This window comes from Lepagella muris (assembly GCF_004793975.1).
Lineage (GTDB): Bacteria > Bacteroidota > Bacteroidia > Bacteroidales > Muribaculaceae > Lepagella > Lepagella muris.
In genome coordinates this window covers 13,192-34,927 of record NZ_SRYB01000018.1, presented here as the reverse complement: position 1 = coordinate 34,927, position 21,736 = coordinate 13,192, and the positions used below count along the sequence as shown (strand labels likewise).

The window sequence follows — 21,736 nt, the reverse complement described above, 5'->3', positions numbered from 1 at the left end:
ACGCTTATTAAAGAACCTATACCTTTTAAATGGTGTCCATTTGCTGGTTTTTTATGCGGATTAATTCCTGCTGAATATTTTTTATTCATACAAAAATTAAATCTCGTCAAATCCCTTTCATACGCAGCTTCGATTGGGATAGTAGGACTTCTTATTTGTATGATACTTACACTGAATAAAATATACTTTAAAGTGGCCACCCATTAAAGTTTAACTACAATTTATCTATTATATTAAAGGATACTAAATTCTCAAACGTCCGTTTTTGAGACAATCAAAAAGTTGTATCAAAATCAATGTATCAATTCATACCATTAAGATAAATTTGACACTTAACCTTTCTTACACTCTAAGACCCCGTTTCAAAAAACGGGGTCTTGGAGTGTGTTACTGGCTGAGGAATGACGAGCCGGTGTCGCGGTTGTTAAGACCACGGCGAGCTGTGCGGAATAAGGAGCCGAAATCTGCCTGATAACTGATTGAGAGACATATCATATTGGCATTGTTCTCTATATTCCTGAATCGGTAGGAGGGATTGACCGTGCTATAGTTCCATGATGGATATTGGGTGCCCTTCTTGCAGAACATATAGTACCATCCTATGTCAAACGTCCAATGTTTGTCGGGTTTATATTGGAAATCAAGGGCGTCTCCATTCTCATCCTTACTTACCGACGTGCCCCACTGACTCTTTCCGGGGAACTTACGCCAATAGCTTATCGTGAACGGCCCTTTTGTCCACCACAATGAGACCGACGCGCCGAACGTGTCAAGATTCTTTCTCCATGCCTCACCCTTCGCTTCATATCTCACATATTCCAAAGTGACATTCCCACCAAACATTTTGGCAAGACCATTGACCCCCACACTGATCCAACTGTCATATTCCACCTGCGAATTGAAGTTGCGGCTGTTTGACATGAATTTTCCATCACCAAGATATGACACGTCGGAATAGACCGGATTATGGGTATAGCCATGACGGAAATTCACAGAACCAGTCCATATCCCCTTCCTCATATTCAACGAGAGTGTATTGTAGAAGGAATCGCTCACTTTCAGATCGGGATTACCGTTGCTTATCAGATAGAGCGACGTCTGCTGAGGATAGTCGGTCAGTGAGGCGAGACTCGGTATGGAGGGTGAATAATTGAAGCGATAGGTCAACGTCCATGTCGGGTCGATCTTCCATGAGGCGAGCAACGAGGACAGATTCTTTATGAAATGACGGTTGTTAAGGTCATTTCGCATCCAGAAAAGTTTCGCTCCGGAAGCAAACCTCAGATATACGGGACCCGCCTGCTGCGACAGTTGCAGATATACGTAGTTATTGTTCTCCGTAAGGGTTGCCTTATAACCGGTGGCAAGATAACGGTTGTCGTTGCCCGATACCGTGTTCTGATAGCCGGCGGAGAGTTCGGTGAGATCGCTGAAGGAGTGCACGTAGCTGATCTCCGATATGAGTGAGCGGCGTTTGCTATCCGTATCCGTGATGTAGGTCTCATCCCTCCCATCCGAAAGATTTTCGGTCATTGTGTGGCGGTAATCGGTGGATGAGAGAGTGCCGAGCACCTCCAATTCAAGCGAACTCTTGCTGTTGAAGTCCTTGCGCAGATAGAGGTCGAGCGAGGGTGTGAACCGTTTGCTTGAAGTCTTTGAGCTGGAATTATAGTCCCCAAGAAGGGAATCGTGAGTGTCGCTATCCGAACTTCTCGAATCGTTGAATATCGTGGTATTAAAGGTGGCGGAGAATATCAGACTCTCCTCCGGTTTAAAGATATATCTTAGATTCAGCGGATTGCTCAGGTAATAGAAGGGTGACTTAGCAGTAGAGGAAAGATCCACACGGAAATCATCGCCGATTAATGATGATTCCGAATAGTCATACACCTTGTTGTAGCTTCGCCATGACGGATTATAGGAGAGCGTGAATTGTGATGCTCCCTGATGATACGACCCTCTCACATTGCCATCGACAAACCCGGTAGTAGGGCAACCTCGTCCCCACGCATAGACGGAACCGCCGTCGTTCCTCTTTTTGAGGAAGATGTTGATGAAACCACCGGCACCTTTGTCGGCATATCTGGCGGGGACAAAACGTGAATATTCCACTTTGGATATGTCAGACGGATTGAGTGCGTTGACATCATCCTGCGTGGAGGGGATTCCGTCGATGAGAATCACCACACTTGCCCCCATGACGCTCATGGAGCGGTTGACTGGATTTATCTCCAATTCATCAAGCTGCAACTTGCGGAGCAATGACAGTGCATCGGAAGATGCCTTCACATCCGTGGCGGAGGGTATGACTATTGTTTTTCCGCGAGATTCACGACGACCGTCTGCCGTCACCACCAGTTCCTGAAGATCCTTGGCATCGGAGAGGTATATCGTGCCGAGATCAATACTCTTCTTCACCCCCTCAAGGGATATGTCGGAAGAGGTATATCCCACATTCTCTATCAGAAGCGTCAATGAGGATCCATCCTTACTTGTCAGTGAGAATGACCCGTCGTCAGCAGTCTGTGTGGTCGTCAAGGGAACTGTGCCTGCAAAAAGGCGGCATGTGGCACCCGCCAAAGCTGTCGAATCCGATTCCGAGAATACTCTCCCCTTAATGTCTATATCGGCAAACGCATCAATCGGCATTGCCGACATCACTGCCATCGTACAGAAAGAGACAAATGGAGCCGTATTACGGAAGATGTGGTGTAAAGTTTCACTCATATTAAAAAACATTAGTTTCAAGAATGTAGGTTGACAGCATCCAGCCGTCCTATTCTTCAATCCGAGCAGGTAATGCACTACACATCCAACCTGCCATCATTTATATGACGGATAAAATTAAAATTTATGACATTTTATCAACAAAATTTAAAAATTCCTATCCATAACTCTAAAAATCTCCATCTTCAGGCATTCTCGGCGGCTTAAGAATTACTGATATCTCGTGGGAAATATACCTTGAAACGTGTCAGGGAGTCTGAGTCTGTGGTGAGTGAAAAACGACAGCCATGCTTATGGAGCACTTCGCTTATAAACAGCAGTCCGATACCGTGTCCCTCCTCCTTAGTGGTGAAGAAAGGACTGAAGAGCATCTCGCCACATTCTTTGGATATCCCTCGTCCGTTGTCGATGACCGTGAAACCTGCCTCTTCATCGCTGGTGGATATTATTATCTCTCCATCCTTGGAAATACTTTCAGCAGAGTTTTTCACAATATTTATAATGACCTGCTCCAGCAATACCGAATCAAAGTCAAGCCATAAGGGGGATTCGCACAGTTCCAGACGTAAAGTTATATTCCGAGGACGGCAGAGACTTTCCAGACCGATTACCCATTGACGAAGGCATTCGTTTAAATCCCGCGTGGAGACAACCGGATCAGGAATCCTGACCGCCTCTACAAAAGTAGAGATAAATTTTCCCAATGAACGGCAACGACTTCGGCATGTCGCCACCACCTCATCACGCTCACTCTTATCGAGAGATGGTGCGGCATTGTCCATTTCAATAGCTGCCAGCAGGGAATCAAGCCCCGCGATTGTGTTGTTGACCTCATGAGCAATGACCCGTATCACCTTCCCATAGCTTTTCCTTTCAGCCTTCATCACCTCTTCCGTCAGTTTCTCTATCAATAGGAAAGGGTGTTCAAATCCATCGTCCATGAAACTTAAACGCGAACAGCGGAAAATCATTGAATCGCTTAGTCTCACAGTCCTTACCTCTCCGGATGAGAGAGAAGCGAGAACACGCCCCAAAGGAGTGTCTATGTTTTCCAGATTCACCTTTAACGCCTCTTCCATGGTGGAAAAACCCAGAAAGGCTGCCCCCACCGGATTAATAGATATTATACGGTCTGTCTGCAAAAGGATTATACCCATCGGGGAAACATTGGTCAGGAGGTCAAGGAAATGATTCTGCTCCCGAAGATGCAGTCTCTGCTCCTTTAGCGACGACCGGATGAGATTAAACATGTCAATGACGACGTCCGTGTCGTATTGACCCACATGAGCGAGCCGGCTTCCGAAGTCTTGTGCCTTCAACAGATTGAATCCGTTGGTGATACTCTCCAGGTGCTTGATGACAGCCCTATGCAGAACAATCGTGACGACTATCGCAACCCCACATGCCACTCTCATGGAAGTCATCACGTATCCTCCATTCTCCGCCGGAAGAAGAAAAGATGCCGCGAAGACCGAAACAATCAGAGCCAACAATATACGGAAAAGATATTTTGTCTTCATTCTCCCGGTCTGTAGGATATGCCATATTTCTCCATACGGCGGTATAAGGTCTGACGCGTGACGCCCAACATTCTAGCAGCTCTTGCCACATTCCCGGCAGCCTTAGCTATCGTACGTTCTATCTCCCGGCACTCCAATGATTTTATCGACGACTGACCCGACAGCTCATCCGACGGCATATCGCCTGAAAATTGCGAAAGGAAATCGGATTTCCCAAGCCGTGGGGCATCCACCACCAGCATGGTGCGTTTCACGAGATTTTCAAGTTCGCGGATGTTGCCCGGATAAGGTAGACTCGAAAGGAATTCCATTGCGCCCGGCAAGATCTCCGGACGAGGCATCCCTCTTTCTCTGCTGACCGAATCCACGATATGATTCACGAGCAACGGGATATCTTCACGCCGCTCGCGAAGAGGCGGAAGCTTCACCGTGATCAGATTTATCCTATAGAAAAGATCTTCGCGGAAAGTTTTCCGGCTCACCATGTCGGGAAGGTCGGCGTTGGTGGCACAGATTACCCTGACATCCGTCCTTCGGGTATGGCTGTCACCAAGCATCTCATAAGTGTGTTCCTGAAGCACACGCAGAAGTTTCACCTGGAGGTTAAGGTCAAGATCCCCTATCTCATCAAGGAAGATTGTGCCTTTGTCGGCGAGAGCGAATCTCCCCTCCCGGTCGGATGTGGCTCCTGTAAAGGCACCTTTCTTATGACCGAACATCTCGCTTTCAAACAGGGAGGAAGCGATCCCCCCGAGATTCACTTTCACCAGACGATGATTGCGACGCAGACTGTTTCGGTGGATGGCTTCGGCTATAAGTTCCTTTCCGGTACCATTCTCCCCCATTATCAGTACGGATGCGTCTGTATGGGCGATACGCTCGATGGTAGACAATATCTCTAAGAGCGCGGGAGAACGGCCGATTATAAACGACCGGTCAAAATGCCCGGCGTCACCACCGACTCCGGTGCCACCGTTGAGGTCGATTGCCACCTTTATAAGCTGTAGGAAAGATATGCTGTCCCACGGTTTTGTCACAAAATCGAACGCACCTGCCTTCACTCCCTTCACCGCCAACGGGATGCTCCCCCACGCAGTCATAAGAATAACGGGAGTGGCGGGACAGAATATCTTTATCTCTCTGAGCAATATGATCCCCTCCTCGCCGGAAGTGCTTCGGGAAAAATTCATGTCGAGAAGCACAAGGCGTGGCACAGTCTTACGCACCACTTCCAAGGCCTGCAGCGGAGATGCAGCCTCAATAGTGGCATAACCTTTGCTCCTTAGAAGAAGTCTTAGAGATAGTCTCACTGCGGTGTCGTCGTCAACAATCAGAATCATAGGCGGCTTATTTATATGACTGCAAAATTATAAAAAAATTCCGTCTCCACCGATTATCACCTCTCCAATCAGACAGCATCATTCCGATTTCAGGGCGACTGCGGGTTGCAAGCGCATAGCTTTCACAGCCGGAAGTATGACCCCTGCCAGAATCATCAACGCCATGAAAGAGAGCGTTAGCAACACGCATATAGCGAAACGAGCCGGATCAAAATATGCGTTCTCGTATGGTTGGTTAAGCTGCAGATGGACTATCTGATAGTCAAACACGATAGCCAACGGAGTGACAAGGAGCAGAATCAGCTCCCCCTCTCCCACTACGCGCCGCAGGATATCCCCTCTCGTGGCACCGTTGACCATACGGATAGCGATCTCCGGAATACGTCGGCGCGTGCGGAACCAGAATGTGCCGAGCAAACCGAGAAATATGTTCATGGCAAGAAAAGCACCCCCGGTAAAGTAGAAACGGGTCACCATAACGTTGCTTCGCTGATGCACGAAACGAATGTCTTTGAAACTATCCACTGCACTGATGAAATAATTTCCCACCCGATATTGGGAATCGGCATCCTTCATCAGGTTTTCAGCAAAATCATTATCCATGTTGTCATGCACTCGCACCACAAGTTCGTTGAAAGCGTAATATTCGCTTTTCGGCATTGACCGCATCATCGACCGCGTATAGTCACGCGGGACATAATCGTCATATCTCACCGGACTATAGGTACCCACCAATCGGATTGTGTCGCCGCCATAGGTGCTGAAATCTTTCCCTATGAACTCCCGCATACTCCCGATTCCATACACAGGTTTGAACGCATCGTCAGAAATCAGGAATGTCAACGGATTTTCAAGAAGAGAGGCGAGCTTTTCCGGCGACTCTCCATGCGCTCCATATATCCGGAACACTTTGGGAAAATCCGGACTCACCATCCTGTTTAGAAACATTCCCGCGCCTCCGGTATTAAAAGTGTCGACCGTGAGCAATTCGCCAGAATTGGAACTGTTATAGAAATGAGCGTTCGTTCCCATCGCCACACTTTCCACCTCAGGTCTGGCACCGAGACGGTCAAGGATGGTGAGGATGTCTCGGTTGCTCTCTTCAGCAGTCCTATCCGGGATATATTCAGGACTGCCCGATGGGAGTGTGGCAAACTGCACACGATAGCAGTGGTCCACATTGAAGCCGAGAGGCTCATTGATGACCGTAAAACGCACCCACAGGAAATCAACAATATAAAAAAGCACCACACTGATTATGGTAAGTTCTATCGCAAGCCAAATGTTGGAACGCCATTCGGCACGTATCTGGGTTAAAAGTCTACGTTTCATTCTATATAATTTTAACATGTTTATTTCCCTTCGAGTGCTTTCACAATATCTGTTCTTGCCGCCTGGAAGGAGGGAAGTCCGCTGCTCATAAGATTAAGCAGGAAACAGAAGAGGAGAGCCCATCCGAAAGTGGTCCAATGGAAAAGGATCCCGATATTTATACCGGTAGGTGCGAGTGACTCATCCGATGCCGGAATCAGAAACCAGCTCCCGTATGTTATGATAAAAAGAAGGCTCAGGATTAATCCGATGGCTCCTGCGAATAATGAAACGAGCATATTTTCGATTAAAATGTCGATAGCTATGGCATATCTCGGAGTGCCGAACGCCCTGCGCACTCCTATCTCCTCCCGGCTCTGCTGAAGTCGGCTCTGGGTCATACTGCTGAGATTGACGGCGGGCACTATCAGAAGAATCATAAAGACAATCCACAACGTAGTGTCGCTGCGTCTGACGTCGGGAGTCTCCCATGATCCGGCTTTGATTGCCTCCACTTTCTGAGTATAGGGACGTCCCCGGCTTACAAACGATTTTCCATTTATTGCTGCCTCATCACCTAACTTGGCAAACAGACGGTCATACTCCTCCCGAATCTCCTTGAAATCCTTTTTATCCTTAGCAAGCATTATGGCACTGAACGGTCCCATATAGTCATTCCATGAAAAGCTGATGGAATTTGTGGAGGAGAAAGGCACCCAGATGTCAGCAAATGCGAATGGAGCAAGGTTTGTCACATCTTTTACCACGCCACATACCCTATAGGGAGTATAGTTGATCCGTATATCACGACCTACAATACCGGTAGAATGAAAGATTTTTTTCGCCATGGATTCAGAGATGACAGCCTTTGTCACCCCACTCTCGAATTCGTCCTGCGTGAAAGGGGCTCCTTGAAGGAATGTGAAATCCATGACTTTCCAGAATCCGGCATCCACTCCCCGCATCTCGCATCCTGTAGCGGGCGAGCCCGGCACCGACACCGACACCCTGTTGTTACCGTAGGTGAAGGCTGTGACCGCTTCTGGCGTGGTCATCTCATACATCACTGCCTTGACCGTGGCGTACGACATGCAACCGTTGCTTTCATTGTTATCTTTGTATTTAATGGAAAGATATCTCTGCACAAGCCAACGCTCACGGTTGCTTTCGGGAGGATAAGGAGCTATGCCCACTTCGTTGAGCATCACCACGACCATTATAAGGAATATGGCAAAGGTGGTACCCGCTACGCTCACCACACTCACCAGAGGCTGCTGACACATTGACAGCCAAGCTCTCCTCAGATAGTTGATCTTCATAAAAACTGAATTTACATTACACGTCTGCCGTCGAAAAAGCGTATGATACGGTCGCTTTGCGCGGCTTGTCGTTCATTATGTGTCACCATCACTATTGTGCGTCCTTCATGCCTGTTGAGCGACCGGAGGATATCCATAACCTCCGCCCCCATTTTTGAGTCAAGGTTTCCGGTCGGTTCATCGGCGAGAATGATTTCCGGATCGCCCGCTATGGCTCTCGCGATTGCCACACGCTGGCACTGACCTCCGGAGAGTTGCGAAGGAAAGTGGTGGATACGGTGCAGCAGGTCAACTCGCGTCAGCACTTCCTTCACCCGCTCCGAACGTTGCCGCGCATTCATGCTGCGATAAAGGATAGGAATCTCCACATTTCCTCCCACATCAAGAGATTTTATAAGATGGAAATTCTGAAACACAAAACCGATTTTTTCACTGCGGAATGCCGAAAGTTGGCGGTCACTCATATTTTCAGGAGATTTACCATCGATCCTTATCGTCCCTGAGGAGGGTCGGTCAAGAAGTCCCATGATATTGAGCAGGGTAGACTTCCCACACCCGGAAGGACCCATTATGCTCACAAACTCCCCTTTAGATATAGAGAGATTGACATTCTCAAGAGCTTCGGTCTCTATCTCGTCGGTGCGGTAAATCTTTCCTATCCCTTCCAGTTTGATAGCGGGTTCAGCGGAAGAACGGTTAACATCCGACGAAGTTACTGTCTGTAGCATCGTTATTATTATTTATGGTTAATGACTTCATTAACTCATTCATAAAGCGTGCCAATCCATATAAATTATTGAATTACAGAAACCGGCTTTCTATCATAGTGACCGAAAACGGACACTTTTGTCCGGTCTGTACGATATGTCCGCCCGTTTCCGTTTCTCAGGAATCATTTGAATTCGGATTTCCGGGGATCCTCCCGCCGGTCTATACAACTTTATATTCCATATTCTCCAATCGCAGCCGACCTGCTGCCAAATGTGGCGAAAAACAACCACTTTTGGTAGCAGGTCGGCAGGGGTTTATACTATTTCGGGTCACTCAACAGTAAAATTTTGAACAGAAAAGTATATGATATATGTTTTTCTATTCAAAATTTTACTGCTTTCTTTTGCGAATATGGATCTCTTATTTTATGATGGAGTCGAAATCGGCATCTATGCCCGTGTCTTTCTGGTAATCCCAAAGCGTGAGACTGCGGATCTGGTAATAGTAGTTCCAGAAGCGGTAAAGCTCATTGACGTATTCACGACGTGCCTCATCCTTCTTGACACGCGAATCGTTGAGGTCGAGGGTGGAAATCTTACCGATAAGGAATGTCTCCACATTGGTGGCATAACGCTTCTGCGCTATCTCGTCAGCCCGACGTGCCGTCTCTAACTGACGGAGCTGATTGCCGTAACGTTCCACAAGGATAAACAGGTTCTGATTGAAGTTCATATTCTCCTGACGCACCTGACTCTCCACAAGTTTCCGATTGCTCTCCGCCACCTTCACCTTTCCCTTACGACGACCCCAATCCACAAGCGGTATCTCAAAACCGATCTCAACCACCTGATTATCCTTCAGATTCTGATAACCGCCTGCAAAATTCTTGTCAGTGCCCGTATAGCCTATCTGCGCAAACAGATTTATCTCCCTCTGCGCACCCTTCGCTTTCGCCACCTCATAATCCGCCTCCAGCTGACGGCGAAGCATATTCTTGGCAAACTTATTGTTGGCAAGCGCCTTCTCCAGCGCATCCCCATAGTTTATCTCCACCTCCGGCACATCAACCGGAATCTCCGGCACAATATCCACATTCTCCCCATAGTCAAGGAATGAACGGAGATTAAACATATTGCTCTTCAGATCGCTCACACAATCCGTAAGATCAGACTTGGCATTAAGAAGGTTAAGTTCCATCTGGAGAAGGTCGTTCTGGCTTATGCGTCCCATCTCTCGCTTCTCCTTCGCCACCTCATACAATCGCTCCGCATTCTCCAGATTCTGCTCCGCTATGCTATGATTCTCCTGAGCCATCAGAAGTGAGAAATAATAGTTTATTGCCGTCAACGCCACATTCTCCGTCGCGCTGAGGAACTGCGCCTTCGCCTCGGAATACCTTACCGGCTCTATCCTACGGTCCCACTTCAGATTGTTGACTCCGAAAATGGGTTGCGTCAAGGTGAGTGCCACCGGAATGGTCATGTATCTGTTGAATGCCGGACTACCGAGCTGGCGGTAGAAGTCGAGCGACGTATTGACCGACACTTTACCTCCGGTAAGCCATATATTCTGCGTGACCGACAGTTCACCGTCCATCTGAAGATAATTGTTGCGCACGAATGAATAGCTGCCGTCATTATTCATGTATGAGCTGTATTGCTTACGATATGAGGGCAACGTGGCGTTGAGCGACACCTCCGGAAGCAACTCCGCACGATACGACCGATATTCCCAATATGCACTCTTCAGCTGATTGAGTGCGACCTCTGCATCCACACTGTTGCGACGAGCTCGCATCATGACTTCCGACAACGAAAGCGACATGCGCTGCGTCTCCTCCCCGAAGAGAGGAGATGCGCAAAACGCAGAAAGTACCAAACAATATAACAAATTCTTGAATCTCATAATCATACTATTTTATATCTAAACCTCCCCCTTCAGGGGGTCGGGGGGCTGATCCGGGGGGCTGCTCCGAGGGGCTTACTCATCCTTCACAGCTATCGCCGGCTCTATCTTCATCGCACGATGTGCCGGACACCATAAGCTGATAATGATACCCAACGCTATAATGATGAAAGTGGCTCCTCCGAGAATCAGTTTCTCTGTCAAGTCATCAAACGAATCCATATATATCATAAATGACTCTGCTACTATATCTTCAAAATCAGAGAGAAAAGGATAAGCACATACCAACGCTATAACCGTGGAACACAACAGCAATATCATACCCTCCCCGATTATTCTGCGGAAAATATTCTTACGGCTTGCACCACACACCTTGCGGATTGCAATCTCACTGATACGCTGCTGGATGCGGAACCAGAATGTGCCGACAAGACCTAAAAATACAGTTATCAGGAGACATAGCATCATCGACATATATGTCCTGATTGTCACTTCGTCTTTCTTCTGCACCAACATGCGCATATCCTTCAAACTCACAAGGTCTGACAAATATACGTTGCGATACCTTCTCAAATCCGGATTATCCCGAAATTCCTCCCTGAACCTCGACTCTGTTCCCGGTTTCAGTTTTAGTATCACATTCCCCCATAATGTCTCGTCTTCCGGCATCGGCACAATCACTCCTCCCAAATTGGCTGCCTCATATTCCGTTCGGCGAATCAGCTGGACCACATCCCCTATCCTATATACAGTGGATGAATCACTTCCCATTATCACCTGTTTCCCTATCAATGAATTGGGGTTCTTCCCATCTTTCTCATATTCAGGATTATTTGAGATAAGCAATTCCCCTTTTCTCAATATTTCCTTCAACTGCCCGGAATTGGAGCCGGTAAGACTCTTGACTCCAAGCACGTCTATAATGTCGGGAGTTGCATAGCGGAAATTTCCACCATAACCCACTGAATCCTCCTCTTTGACAAGCCACAGTCTATTACCGTAATTACTCAATTCGTAAGGGAGTGCATTATTATGCACCGCCACTGCCGCCACGTTGGGATTCTTCCTCAATGCATTGACCAATTGACGGAGATCATTCTGATAAAATTCTTTGGTGCTGTCACCCTCCACATAAAAAGGACTATCCTTTTTGAAATACTGGGTAGTCAAAGAATACACATCATCAGGATCTGACCCGAACGGCTCAAATATTCCTCGTGATATTGACCAAAGCACAACCGACATCCCCCATATTGCGAGGAATACTACCGAAAGTTCGATGATGAGCCATAAATTCTCCTGCCATTCGGTTCTCATCTGCTTCAATAATTTTCTTTTCATAACATTCGCGTTTTTATGGAGTCTTAATATACCTTGGAAATTGCTTGCGCCACTTCCACTTTCGATGCCTTCCATGCCGGCAGGGATGCACTCAGCGTATTCAGAATAAAACAGAATATGAATGCCCACAGGAAGTTTGACCATGTGAAGAGCATACCCAATTCAGGTCGGGCGGTTGCCTGCTCTTTCCATGTCGGTCCGAACCATCCGCCGATAGCAAAAAACATATCAAACAACAACGACATGAAAAGTAGGCTTAATACCAACCCTATGATACCACCGATTATCGTGATGATGAAGTTCTCTCCCAATATCTGCCGGATAATGGCATTGCGTTTTGCTCCGAAAGCACGTCTTACACCTATTTCCGCCACACGATGACGCAGGCGGCTGCGCGTCATACTGCTGAGGTTGATTGCCGGAAGGAGTATCAGAATACAATATACCAACAGGTCAACGCGCCGCGCGTGTGTAAGATCCGGACTCTTGTTTGTTCCGAAATTATCCAATGCCACCTCTTCTACCGTGTAAGGCTGCTCATGATAGATAAGCTCTATATTCTTCTTAGTCATCTCCCCTTGCAGTTTCGTGAACCGCTCCTTCACCTGCGACTTTATATCTTCTGCCTTCACTCCGGGTGCCATCAGAAGCCTTGCGGTGATCGCTCCTAAATATTCCTTATTATTTATAAAGGAATCGGAATTGACATACGTTGCCGGATTAAACGGTATATACAGACTCGAATAGCTGTCACTAAGGATAGGGTTGACATCCTCCGCCACTCCTATGATTTTATACGAGACTCCACCGATCTCCATCTCCCTGCCGACGACATCTACCTCTCCAAATAATTTCCGCGCTGCCGACTCCACAATAACCACCACCTTCATATCTGCCGCAGATTCCGCCTCATTAAAGGGGCGGCCTGCTATAAAATTGAAGTCGTAGAGCTTCCAGTAATTGCCATCAACGGTCTTACCATACATCGACATGACCTCACCACCTTTCAGGCTTACACCACGATGATCCCTATAGCTATCCAACATATAGCTCACCTCTTCGATACCTTCAAGATCACTATATAAGCGTTTTACTGTAGGGTAATCCATGCCCTTAGTTGACCAGTTGCTTTCATCAAATTTCACATTCATACCCCAAGCCTGAAGGATACGGCTGCGGTTGGATTCGGGCGAAACTTCCACCACCTTTATACGATCAGCCATAATGAATATCATCACGAGGAAGATTGCCAACGCGGTGCCGCCGATCGACACCCACGTCATCATCTTCTGATGCCTCATCTCATAATATATCTGTTTGAAATAGTTCATATTCTTTTTGGATTAGCCCCCCGCCCCCTAAAGGGGGAGTTAATGATTCAATTCAGTTCCAAACCAAGCCCCTGACCCCCTAAAGGAGGGGGTTAAAGTTTCGGTTCGTCAGCTCCCCCTTTAGGGGGTTGGGGGGCTGATCTGGTTGGGGGCTGGGCTGAGTTTTATTCTTCCTTTATCGCTATCGCCGGCTCTATGCTCATCGCCCGGTGTGCCGGATACCAGAGTGCCATCAATACTCCGATTGCTATGAGCGCGAACGATACCAATTCAAGAATCAGAAATACGTACCATTCCTCCCGTAGCATATCCATAAACTTTGATATGAATGGCCATACTAAAACTGATATTATCAAGGATGAACACAGCAAAAGAATCGTTCCTTCCGACAGTATCCTGCGGAACACGTCCATGCGTGTAGCACCATTCACCTTCCTTATCGCGATCTCGCTGACACGCTGCTGAACACGGAACCAGAATGTGCCGGCTATTCCCAAGAAGACCGTCACCAATAGGAAAATCATCAATGATGAGAACATCCTTATCTTAATCTCATCATTATGCTGAGTGAGTGTGCGGATGTCGACAAGTCTTTTCATGTCGGAAAGGTATACATTGCGATATTTCCTGAGATTTTCGTTGTTGCGGAAATCCTCCTTGAATTGCATCTCTCTGCCCGGCTTGACCCTCAACACTACATCTCCCCATATATCCCCGTCCTCATCCAAAGGATAGATAATACCCCCTGCCCATGAGGGTTCATATTCGCTACGTCTTATCTGCTGGATCACATCCCCTACTTTTAACAGCTTTGAGGAATCACCTTCCATAATCACGCGTTTCCCTTTGAGATCAAACGGATTTCTTCCGTTCAACTTATATTCTTGATTATCCGACACGAGAATCTCACCATTACGCAGCATCTCCACCAACTGGTCGGAAGTGGCTCCCGTAAGGCTCCGTATGCCCAGCACCTTGACGATATCCGGACTGCCGTATCTCTGGTTGGCGTAATATATCACTGAATCATTACTGTCAATTAGTTTAATTCCTGTCCCGTTATAATTATAGTTGAATGGCAATGCCCCTCCATGGACGGCTACAGCCTCCACATTAGGATTCGCACGCAATTCACGAAGCAATTGCCTCAAATCATCATTATAAGTGACACTATCCACATTCACGTATGACGGATTATCCGATTTCAGATATCGTGTGCTTAAACTGATCACATTCTCCGGATCCACGCCTAATGGCGTGAACGCACCTTTCGTCATTACCCAAAGCACTGTCGAGAGCCCCCAGATGGCAATGAACACCACCGCAAGTTCGATGACGAGCCACACGTTATCCCGCCATTCGTTTCTCATCTGTTTCAAAAGTTTTCTTTTCATGATTGCCTTTTTTTAACGTGCTTTAATGTGCCCTTGAAATTGCCACAGCAGGTTCAACCTTAGATGCTTTCCATGCCGGAACGAACGCACTCAGAAGATTCAAGATAAAACAAATTATAAATGCCACTGTAAAATTCTGCCATGTCATCAACATGCCCATATCAGGACGCGCCTGTGCCTCCTCCAATGATGAAGCTCCAAAAATGCTGCCTGAGTTGAAGAAGACATCAAACATCAGATACATGAAGATAATACTCACCACCATACCTATCAGTCCACCTACCATTGTGATGATAAGGTTCTCTCCAAGTATCTGACGTATGATTGCACTGCGTTTCGCACCGAATGCTCTTCTCACTCCGATCTCCGACACCCTGTGACGCAGACGGCTGCGCGTCATGCTGCTGAGATTTATTGCCGGAAGAAGGATTATTATGCCATACACTATATAATCCAACAATCTGCTCTGCTCAATATCGGGACCATTGTTGCTTCCATAGCCACCCTCCCCGACCTCTTCGGTGGTGTAGGGCTGACCATGATAGACCACCCTCTTATTATCTTTCGAAAGATCTGACTGAAGCATCTCATAACGTTTCTCCACCTGTGCCTTGACCGATTCTGCCGACACACCCGGTTTCATCAACAATGTCATCATCGAAGAACCGAAATATTCATCCCTCTCATTTTTACCGGCAGGATTATACGGGATGTAGAGTTTGGAATTGGTGCTTCTAAGAAGTGGGTTGACATCCTCAACCACTCCGATTACCCTATAAGAATAGGCATTCACCTCAATCTCCCTTCCTGCTACCTTCTCCTCACCGAATAGCGCACGTGCCAATGAACGGCTCAGCACCACCACTTTTGACGAGGCTGCCTCCGCCTCATCGAAAGGGCGACCGTCGATGAATGAGAAATCATATATATTCCAGTAATTGGCATCCACCTTTTTTGACGGCATTGACAGGATCTCTCCATTCTTTACATTCACGTCGCTCGGTTCGTCGAATGCATATTGATAGCACACCATCTCTATGCCGTCAAGATTACCATAAAGTCTATCGAGCAATTTATAGTTCAGACCCCATGTGGAGCCCTCGTTTTTCTCTTCAATTATATGTAATCCTGTAGCCTGAAGGATACGGGCTCGGTTGGATTCCGGAGCAACCTCAACGGTGTTTATCCGGTCTGCCATGATGAAAGCCATCACAAGGAAGATTGCCAACGCGGTGCCGCCGATCGACACCCACGTCATCATCCTCTGATGCTTCATCTCGTAATATATCTGCTTGAAATAATTCATATTCTTTTTGGTTTATTGGTTATATTCGGCACCCCTCGCCCATGGGCGAGGGCACGGAACTCCAGAGGACACATATCAGCTCCTGATTATTCTACTTGACGTCCGTCGAAGAAGCGGATGATGCGGTCGGTCATGCGTGCCTGGCTTTCGTTGTGTGTCACCATCACTATCGTGCGCCCGTCCTCTTTGTTGAGGGCATGCAGGATCTCCATCACCTCCTGTCCCATCGTTGAGTCAAGATTACCGGTTGGCTCGTCGGCAAGCACTATCTGCGGATCGCCTATTATCGCTCTCGCTATCGCCACTCTCTGGCACTGACCGCCCGACAACTGTCCGGGGAAATGACGCATCCTGTGGCTCAGTCCCAGACGGGTCAACACCTCTGCCACCTTTTCATCGCGCTCCTTGCCGCTGACTCCATGACGATAGGCAAGCGGAAGTGCCACGTTGTCTGCCACGTTGAGCGACGGTATGAGGTGGAAACTCTGGAACACGAATCCGATGTTGCGGTTGCGGAATTCGGAAAGACGGCTGTCGTTCATATTGCCGGTCTTGTCGCCCATTATTGTGACTGTGCCATTTGTCGGCACATCAAGGAGTCCGATTATATTCAGGAGTGTGGACTTTCCGCATCCGGAGGGTCCCATTATGCTGACGAACTCACCTTTCTCTATATCAAGGTTGACGTTTTCAAGTGCTAAAGTCTCAATCTCTTTTGTGCGGTAGATCTTGTCTACACCTTTTAATGTAATTATTGCCATTGTTGTTGTTATTTTTTTGGTTTCGTTTTTTGTTTGACGGCACCCCTCGCCCATGGGCTCGGGCACTGAACTCCAGAGGACACATATCAGCTTCCTCTTTAGCGGGGATTGGGGGATACCCGCGGGATGAGTTGGCTATTTGAGGGCTTCAGTTATTATTTCAGATTTATTGATTTCTTCTCTTTGTAGCTGCTCATGTCGCTGATCACGACCTCCTCTCCGGGAGAGATGCCGGATTTAACCTCCACATAGTCGAAATTGCTATCGCCAAGCAGAACGTTGCGTCGTTCGAGCTTGTCATCGGCTACCTTTACGAATAGAAAGTAATTGCCGGCTCCCTGGAAATATGACCCGTTGGGGATTCTGACCACGTTCTCCCTGACGTCATACACCACGTTGAGATCGGTGCGCAAACCGGAACGGAGAAGATGGTCGTTATCATTATCAAGAAAGACAGTGAACTGAGCCATGCCGTTGATGCTCTGCGGGGAGATTGTCGCGATCTTGCCTGTGACTGTATTGCGGTTTATCCTCACCACTACAGTCGAGCCTACGGAGAGTTTCCCTGAATTGCTCTCGGGAATCTCACCCTCTATCTTGAAGTGGGTAAGGTCTGACACGACCGCCAGCTTCTGCCCCGCCCCGATGCTCGCGCCGAGATCCTTGTTAAGCCACGTCACGGTGCCCTTTCGCGGAGCCTTCACCCTGGCATCGTCAAGCGTGCGGCGCATCTCCTCAAGATTGCGTGCCGATATGCTACCCTCCAACTGCTTACTGCGGAAGGAGGCTGCATGCGACTTACGCTCATTGTTTAGCTGCATCTTCAGCTGTTCGAGTTCAAGGCGTGCGGTGGAATAGGCGAGTTCAGCTTCGCGGATACGGTCGCCGGTGCCACTTCCGATGCTGTCGAGACGTTTCTCATTCGCCACCTCCGCCTTCAGATGACTCACCGACATCTCCTTCACCTTTATCTTCATCTCAAGGTCGGTGAGATACGTGGCGTTCGCAAGCGATGCCTGCTCTATCTCATTCTTCTTCATGCTCACCTCATCGCTGATGCGGCGCAGGTCTGTCTCCGCCGACTGAAGGTCTAGTTTCAACAGAGACTGATCCGCCTCCACGGTGTCGCCTTCGTTGCAATACACCTCTATTATTCTCGTGGCGACAGGAGAGACTATCGCCTGCTCATAGAGCGGCACTATCTTGCCTGATGCCGACACGCTGCTCTCAAGCGACGCAAGCTCCGCTTTCTTGATAAGGAGGTCATTCTCCTTCACGCTTTCTCCCAAAAGCATCATAAGACCCGCCACAGAAGCCACCACCGCAAGAAACACTCCTCCGACATACAGCCTCTTCTTTCGGCTCTCCTTTCGTCTTTCTTCAATTGATATTTCTCTGTCCATGTTTTTTCGTTTTATGCCCGGAATAGTGACAAAACGCGTGCCAATTCAGCAACAGACTATATATCACAATATTATCAAATAAACCAACTGTACAACATCGGACAACTGTACGGATTCGGACACCCTGTGGGGCGTACACCTGTTACACTCCGCCATAAATGCGACACTCCCCCGCAAATTACCTTTGCCAGATTTTTAGCATAATTGCAGATAATTTATCAAATATTTTGCACGATTCAGAAACTTTAATTAATTTCACGCTCAAAACCTAATACGACATGAGCATTTTTCCTATATATCCTCCTTTTACAATAGGAGTTGACCTCGGTGGAACCACCACCTCTTTCGCGATTGTAGATTCCGTAGGGCATATAATTGCCAAGGATATGATAGATACCGTCACTCCTACAGTAGAGGAATGGGGCGACCGCCTCGCACAAGGGATCAGCGACCTTATTTCCTCTTCCGATCTTGAAGGCGAGATTCTCGGTATAGGCATAGGCGCACCTTGTGCGAACGCCGTAACAGGATGTATAGAGGCTGCCACCGACCTACCATGGAAATCACCCATTCCGCTTGCAAGCATGATGGAGAAACGTCTCGGGCTGCCTACAATAGTGACCAACGATGCGAATGCCGCCGCCATCGGTGAGATGACCTACGGATCTGCCGTCGGTCTTAAGAACTTCATAGTCCTGACGTTAGGCACAGGCGTGGGTAGCGGCATCGTGTGCGACGGACATCTGCTTTCCGGCACAAGAGGTTTTGCCGGGGAATTAGGGCATGTAACTTTCCCGTTTGCCGCCGACCGTAAATGCAGTTGCGGCAGAAACGGTTGTCTTCAGACTGTGGCATCAGCAAAGGGTATACGCGAGACCACAAGACGACTTCTTGAGGAGACCGATGAGCCCTCGATGATGCGCGAATGTCAGCTATCCGAGCTGTCGCCGAAAGTGGTGGAGGAATATGCTCGTGCCGGGGATAAACTCGCATTGCAGGTGTATGAGTTCACCGGAAGATGCCTCGGATTGGCTGCCGCTGAATTTGCCGCAATGACCGACCCGGAAGCCATAATACTTTTCGGCGGAGTAGCAAAAGCCAACGATCTTCTCCTGGATCCGATGCGTGAGGCATTCCGCCCTGCTGCGCTGCATCTATACCGCGACCGTGTGCGTTTCTCATTATCCGGACTAAGCGATGCCGATGCCGCTATTCTCGGCGCAGCCTCACTCCCATATATGAATAATCATTGATCCTCCTCCTGGCATATTCCATTCATTGTTTTTAATTCATTGTCTTCCACTTATTGAAATGAAACTTCTGACAATATTGGCAGCGTTAATGTTAGCCAACATTTCGATCGCCCAAGAATACGTACCCTCTCCGGAAGTGCTGAAAAGCCGTGAGCAATTTGCCGACGACCGGTTCGGCATATTCATTCATTGGGGGATATACAGCATGTTCGGGCAGGGGGAATGGTATCTCAATTATGGACCGCAGGCTGAGGAATATATGAAGGCGGCGAAAGGATTCTATCCCTCTGATTTCAATGCCGAGGAATGGGTGTCGGCTATAAAGGATGCCGGAGCGAAATACATCACTATCACCACACGCCACCACGACGGCTTCTCGATGTTTCACACTGCCGAGAATGACTATAATATAGTAGACGGCACACCTTTCAAACGCGATATACTGAAAGAGATAGCCGACGAATGTCATCGTCAGGGGATCGCCCTGCATCTCTATTACTCGCATCTTGACTGGGTGCGCGATGACTATCCGCAAGGACGCACCGGACACTCCACCGGACGCGATTCCGGTAAAGCCGACTGGGATTCCTACTATGGATTCATGAACCGTCAGCTCACCGAACTCCTTACAAATTATGGACCGATAAGGGCGATTTGGTTCGACGGATGGTGGGATCATGATGAGGACGCCACCCCCTTCGACTGGCATCTCCCCGAACAATATGGCATGATACATTCCCTACAGCCGGGTTGCATGGTGGCTAACAATCATCACCAGGCTCCATTCGCAGGCGAAGATATACAGATCTTCGAGCGCGACCTGCCGGGCGAGAATACTGCCGGACTGTCGGGTCAGGAGGTGAGCCGGCTGCCACTCGAGACGTGCAACACGATGAACGGGATGTGGGGATACAAGATAATGGACCAGAACTATAAGGACACCCCCACCCTGATACGCTATCTCGTGAAAGCCGCAGGAATGGGTGCCAACCTTCTGCTTAACGTCGGTCCTCAGCCTAACGGTGAACTGCCCGCCACTGCCCTCGCCCGTATGAAGGAGATGGGGGAATGGCTGCGCTCGTATGGCGAGACCATTTATGAGACGGAAGCCGGTCCGTTTCCCGCCCAATCCTGGGGCACAACCACCCGGAAAGGGGATCGTCTTTTCGTCCACGTGATGAGCCCCGAAACCTCTGCTATCCTACTCCCAATAGAGACTAAGATAAAGAAAGCTTTTGAATACAAATCGGGTAAATCCGTGAGAATGACTCATACGGGCAGCCACACCGTGCTGCACCTTGACTCAATTCCTACCGGGATTGACCATATCATTGAATGTAGATTATGACACGCCAACTTGAAATATGCTGCGGCGATATTGCAAGCGTACTCGCCGCTAAAGAGGGGGGAGCTTCCAGAATCGAGCTCTGCTCCGGACTTTCCGAAGGGGGACTGACACCCTCGTTCGGTCTTATTCTTTCAGCTATAGAGTCAGGCATCGAAAACATCAACGTGCTGATACGACCCAGACCGGGTGATTTCCTTTATTCCGACACAGAGTTGTCGCTGATGGAGAACGATATCCGGAATTCCATCACTGCCGGCGTCAACGGGATTGTCATCGGGGTGCTCACTCCGGAAGGCGATATCGATAAGGATGCCATGCGGCGTCTTATCGACGTGGCGCGAAACACAGCTCGCGAGAAGGGTCTGGAGAAACTGAACATCACTTTCCATCGCGCCTTCGACGTCTCACGCGATCCGGTGGCAAGCCTTGAAGATATCATCGAATTGGGTTGCGACTGCCTGCTGACTTCCGGTGCCGCGCCATCCGCAATAAGGGGTATCCCGCAGATAAGCAAACTCGTGGATAAGGCAAACGGAAGAATCTCGATAATGGCAGGATCGGGCATCAACCCGTCGAATGCTGCCGAGATAATCGCAGCTACCGGAGTGAATGCCATCCATGCCACCGCACGGAAGCCGATCCCAAGCAAAATGAAATTCCGTCGTCCGCTCGTGTCGATGGGTGCTCCCGGCTCTGATGAGTATGCCCCCCTCTCCACATCTCCCGATATGGTGGAAAAGTTATTGAAAACCTTACACTAATACCT

The 21,736-nt window shown here is 48.4% G+C and carries 16 protein-coding genes; 3 read left to right on the top strand and 13 right to left on the bottom strand.

Annotated features, from left to right (window positions below; all coding sequences use genetic code 11):
• Nucleotides 1-387: 387 nt before the first annotated feature.
• The 13 genes from E5331_RS12245 to E5331_RS12185 form a co-directional block, all read right to left on the bottom strand.
• The gene (locus E5331_RS12245) at nt 388-2,727 is read right to left on the bottom strand and encodes a TonB-dependent receptor (RefSeq protein WP_135985196.1); all 2,340 of its coding nucleotides are present in this window, start codon (nt 2,725-2,727) and stop codon (nt 388-390) included.
• 203 nt (nt 2,728-2,930) lie between these two features.
• Nucleotides 2,931-4,247 (bottom strand): sensor histidine kinase, encoded by a 1,317-nt coding sequence (locus E5331_RS12240; RefSeq protein WP_123482387.1) that lies wholly within the window; start codon nt 4,245-4,247, stop codon nt 2,931-2,933.
• Nucleotides 4,244-5,587: a sigma-54-dependent transcriptional regulator gene (locus tag E5331_RS12235; RefSeq protein WP_135985198.1), complete on the bottom strand. Its 1,344-nt coding sequence runs from the start codon at nt 5,585-5,587 to the stop codon at nt 4,244-4,246. The genes E5331_RS12240 and E5331_RS12235 overlap by 4 nt, the downstream gene beginning before the upstream one ends.
• Before the next feature lie 78 nt (nt 5,588-5,665).
• The gene (locus tag E5331_RS12230) at nt 5,666-6,919 is read right to left on the bottom strand and encodes an ABC transporter permease (protein ID WP_168355224.1); all 1,254 of its coding nucleotides are present in this window, start codon (nt 6,917-6,919) and stop codon (nt 5,666-5,668) included.
• A 20-nt stretch (nt 6,920-6,939) separates the two neighbouring features.
• Nucleotides 6,940-8,217, bottom strand: coding sequence for an ABC transporter permease (locus tag E5331_RS12225; RefSeq protein ID WP_123482390.1), 1,278 nt, complete (start codon nt 8,215-8,217; stop codon nt 6,940-6,942).
• A gap of 11 nt (nt 8,218-8,228) precedes the next feature.
• Complete coding sequence (locus E5331_RS12220; RefSeq protein WP_123482391.1) at nt 8,229-8,945, bottom strand: ABC transporter ATP-binding protein; 717 nt, start codon at nt 8,943-8,945, stop codon at nt 8,229-8,231.
• Between the two features lie 403 nt (nt 8,946-9,348).
• Nucleotides 9,349-10,833, bottom strand: a complete 1,485-nt coding sequence (locus tag E5331_RS12215) for a TolC family protein (protein WP_135985200.1) — start codon at nt 10,831-10,833, stop codon at nt 9,349-9,351.
• A gap of 75 nt (nt 10,834-10,908) precedes the next feature.
• Nucleotides 10,909-12,174 carry an ABC transporter permease gene (locus E5331_RS12210; protein WP_168355223.1) on the bottom strand — a complete coding sequence of 422 codons (1,266 nt, stop codon included), beginning with the start codon at nt 12,172-12,174 and terminating at the stop codon, nt 10,909-10,911.
• Between the two features lie 23 nt (nt 12,175-12,197).
• Nucleotides 12,198-13,505 (bottom strand): ABC transporter permease, encoded by a 1,308-nt coding sequence (locus tag E5331_RS12205; RefSeq protein WP_135985202.1) that lies wholly within the window; start codon nt 13,503-13,505, stop codon nt 12,198-12,200.
• 164 nt (nt 13,506-13,669) lie between these two features.
• Nucleotides 13,670-14,899 carry an FtsX-like permease family protein gene (locus E5331_RS12200; protein ID WP_123482393.1) on the bottom strand — a complete coding sequence of 410 codons (1,230 nt, stop codon included), beginning with the start codon at nt 14,897-14,899 and terminating at the stop codon, nt 13,670-13,672.
• 22 nt (nt 14,900-14,921) lie between these two features.
• On the bottom strand, nt 14,922-16,205 hold the full coding sequence (locus E5331_RS12195; protein ID WP_123482394.1) for an ABC transporter permease: 1,284 nt from the start codon (nt 16,203-16,205) through the stop codon (nt 14,922-14,924).
• Between the two features lie 86 nt (nt 16,206-16,291).
• On the bottom strand, nt 16,292-16,960 hold the full coding sequence (locus tag E5331_RS12190; protein ID WP_123482448.1) for an ABC transporter ATP-binding protein: 669 nt from the start codon (nt 16,958-16,960) through the stop codon (nt 16,292-16,294).
• Nucleotides 16,961-17,121: 161 nt separating this feature from the next.
• A complete protein-coding gene (locus E5331_RS12185) occupies nt 17,122-18,369 on the bottom strand; it encodes an efflux RND transporter periplasmic adaptor subunit (protein WP_123482395.1) in 1,248 nt (415 codons plus the stop codon).
• Between the two features lie 278 nt (nt 18,370-18,647).
• On the opposite strand from E5331_RS12185, the gene E5331_RS12180 reads away from it, so the two are divergent.
• From E5331_RS12180 to E5331_RS12170, 3 genes are all read left to right on the top strand, one after another.
• On the top strand, nt 18,648-19,622 hold the full coding sequence (locus tag E5331_RS12180; RefSeq protein WP_123482396.1) for an ROK family protein: 975 nt from the start codon (nt 18,648-18,650) through the stop codon (nt 19,620-19,622).
• 88 nt (nt 19,623-19,710) lie between these two features.
• A complete protein-coding gene (locus tag E5331_RS12175) occupies nt 19,711-20,970 on the top strand; it encodes an alpha-L-fucosidase (protein ID WP_275441197.1) in 1,260 nt (419 codons plus the stop codon).
• The gene (locus tag E5331_RS12170) at nt 20,967-21,731 is read left to right on the top strand and encodes a copper homeostasis protein CutC (RefSeq protein WP_135985205.1); all 765 of its coding nucleotides are present in this window, start codon (nt 20,967-20,969) and stop codon (nt 21,729-21,731) included. Before E5331_RS12175 ends, E5331_RS12170 begins: the two co-directional genes overlap by 4 nt.
• Nucleotides 21,732-21,736: the final 5 nt, after the last annotated feature.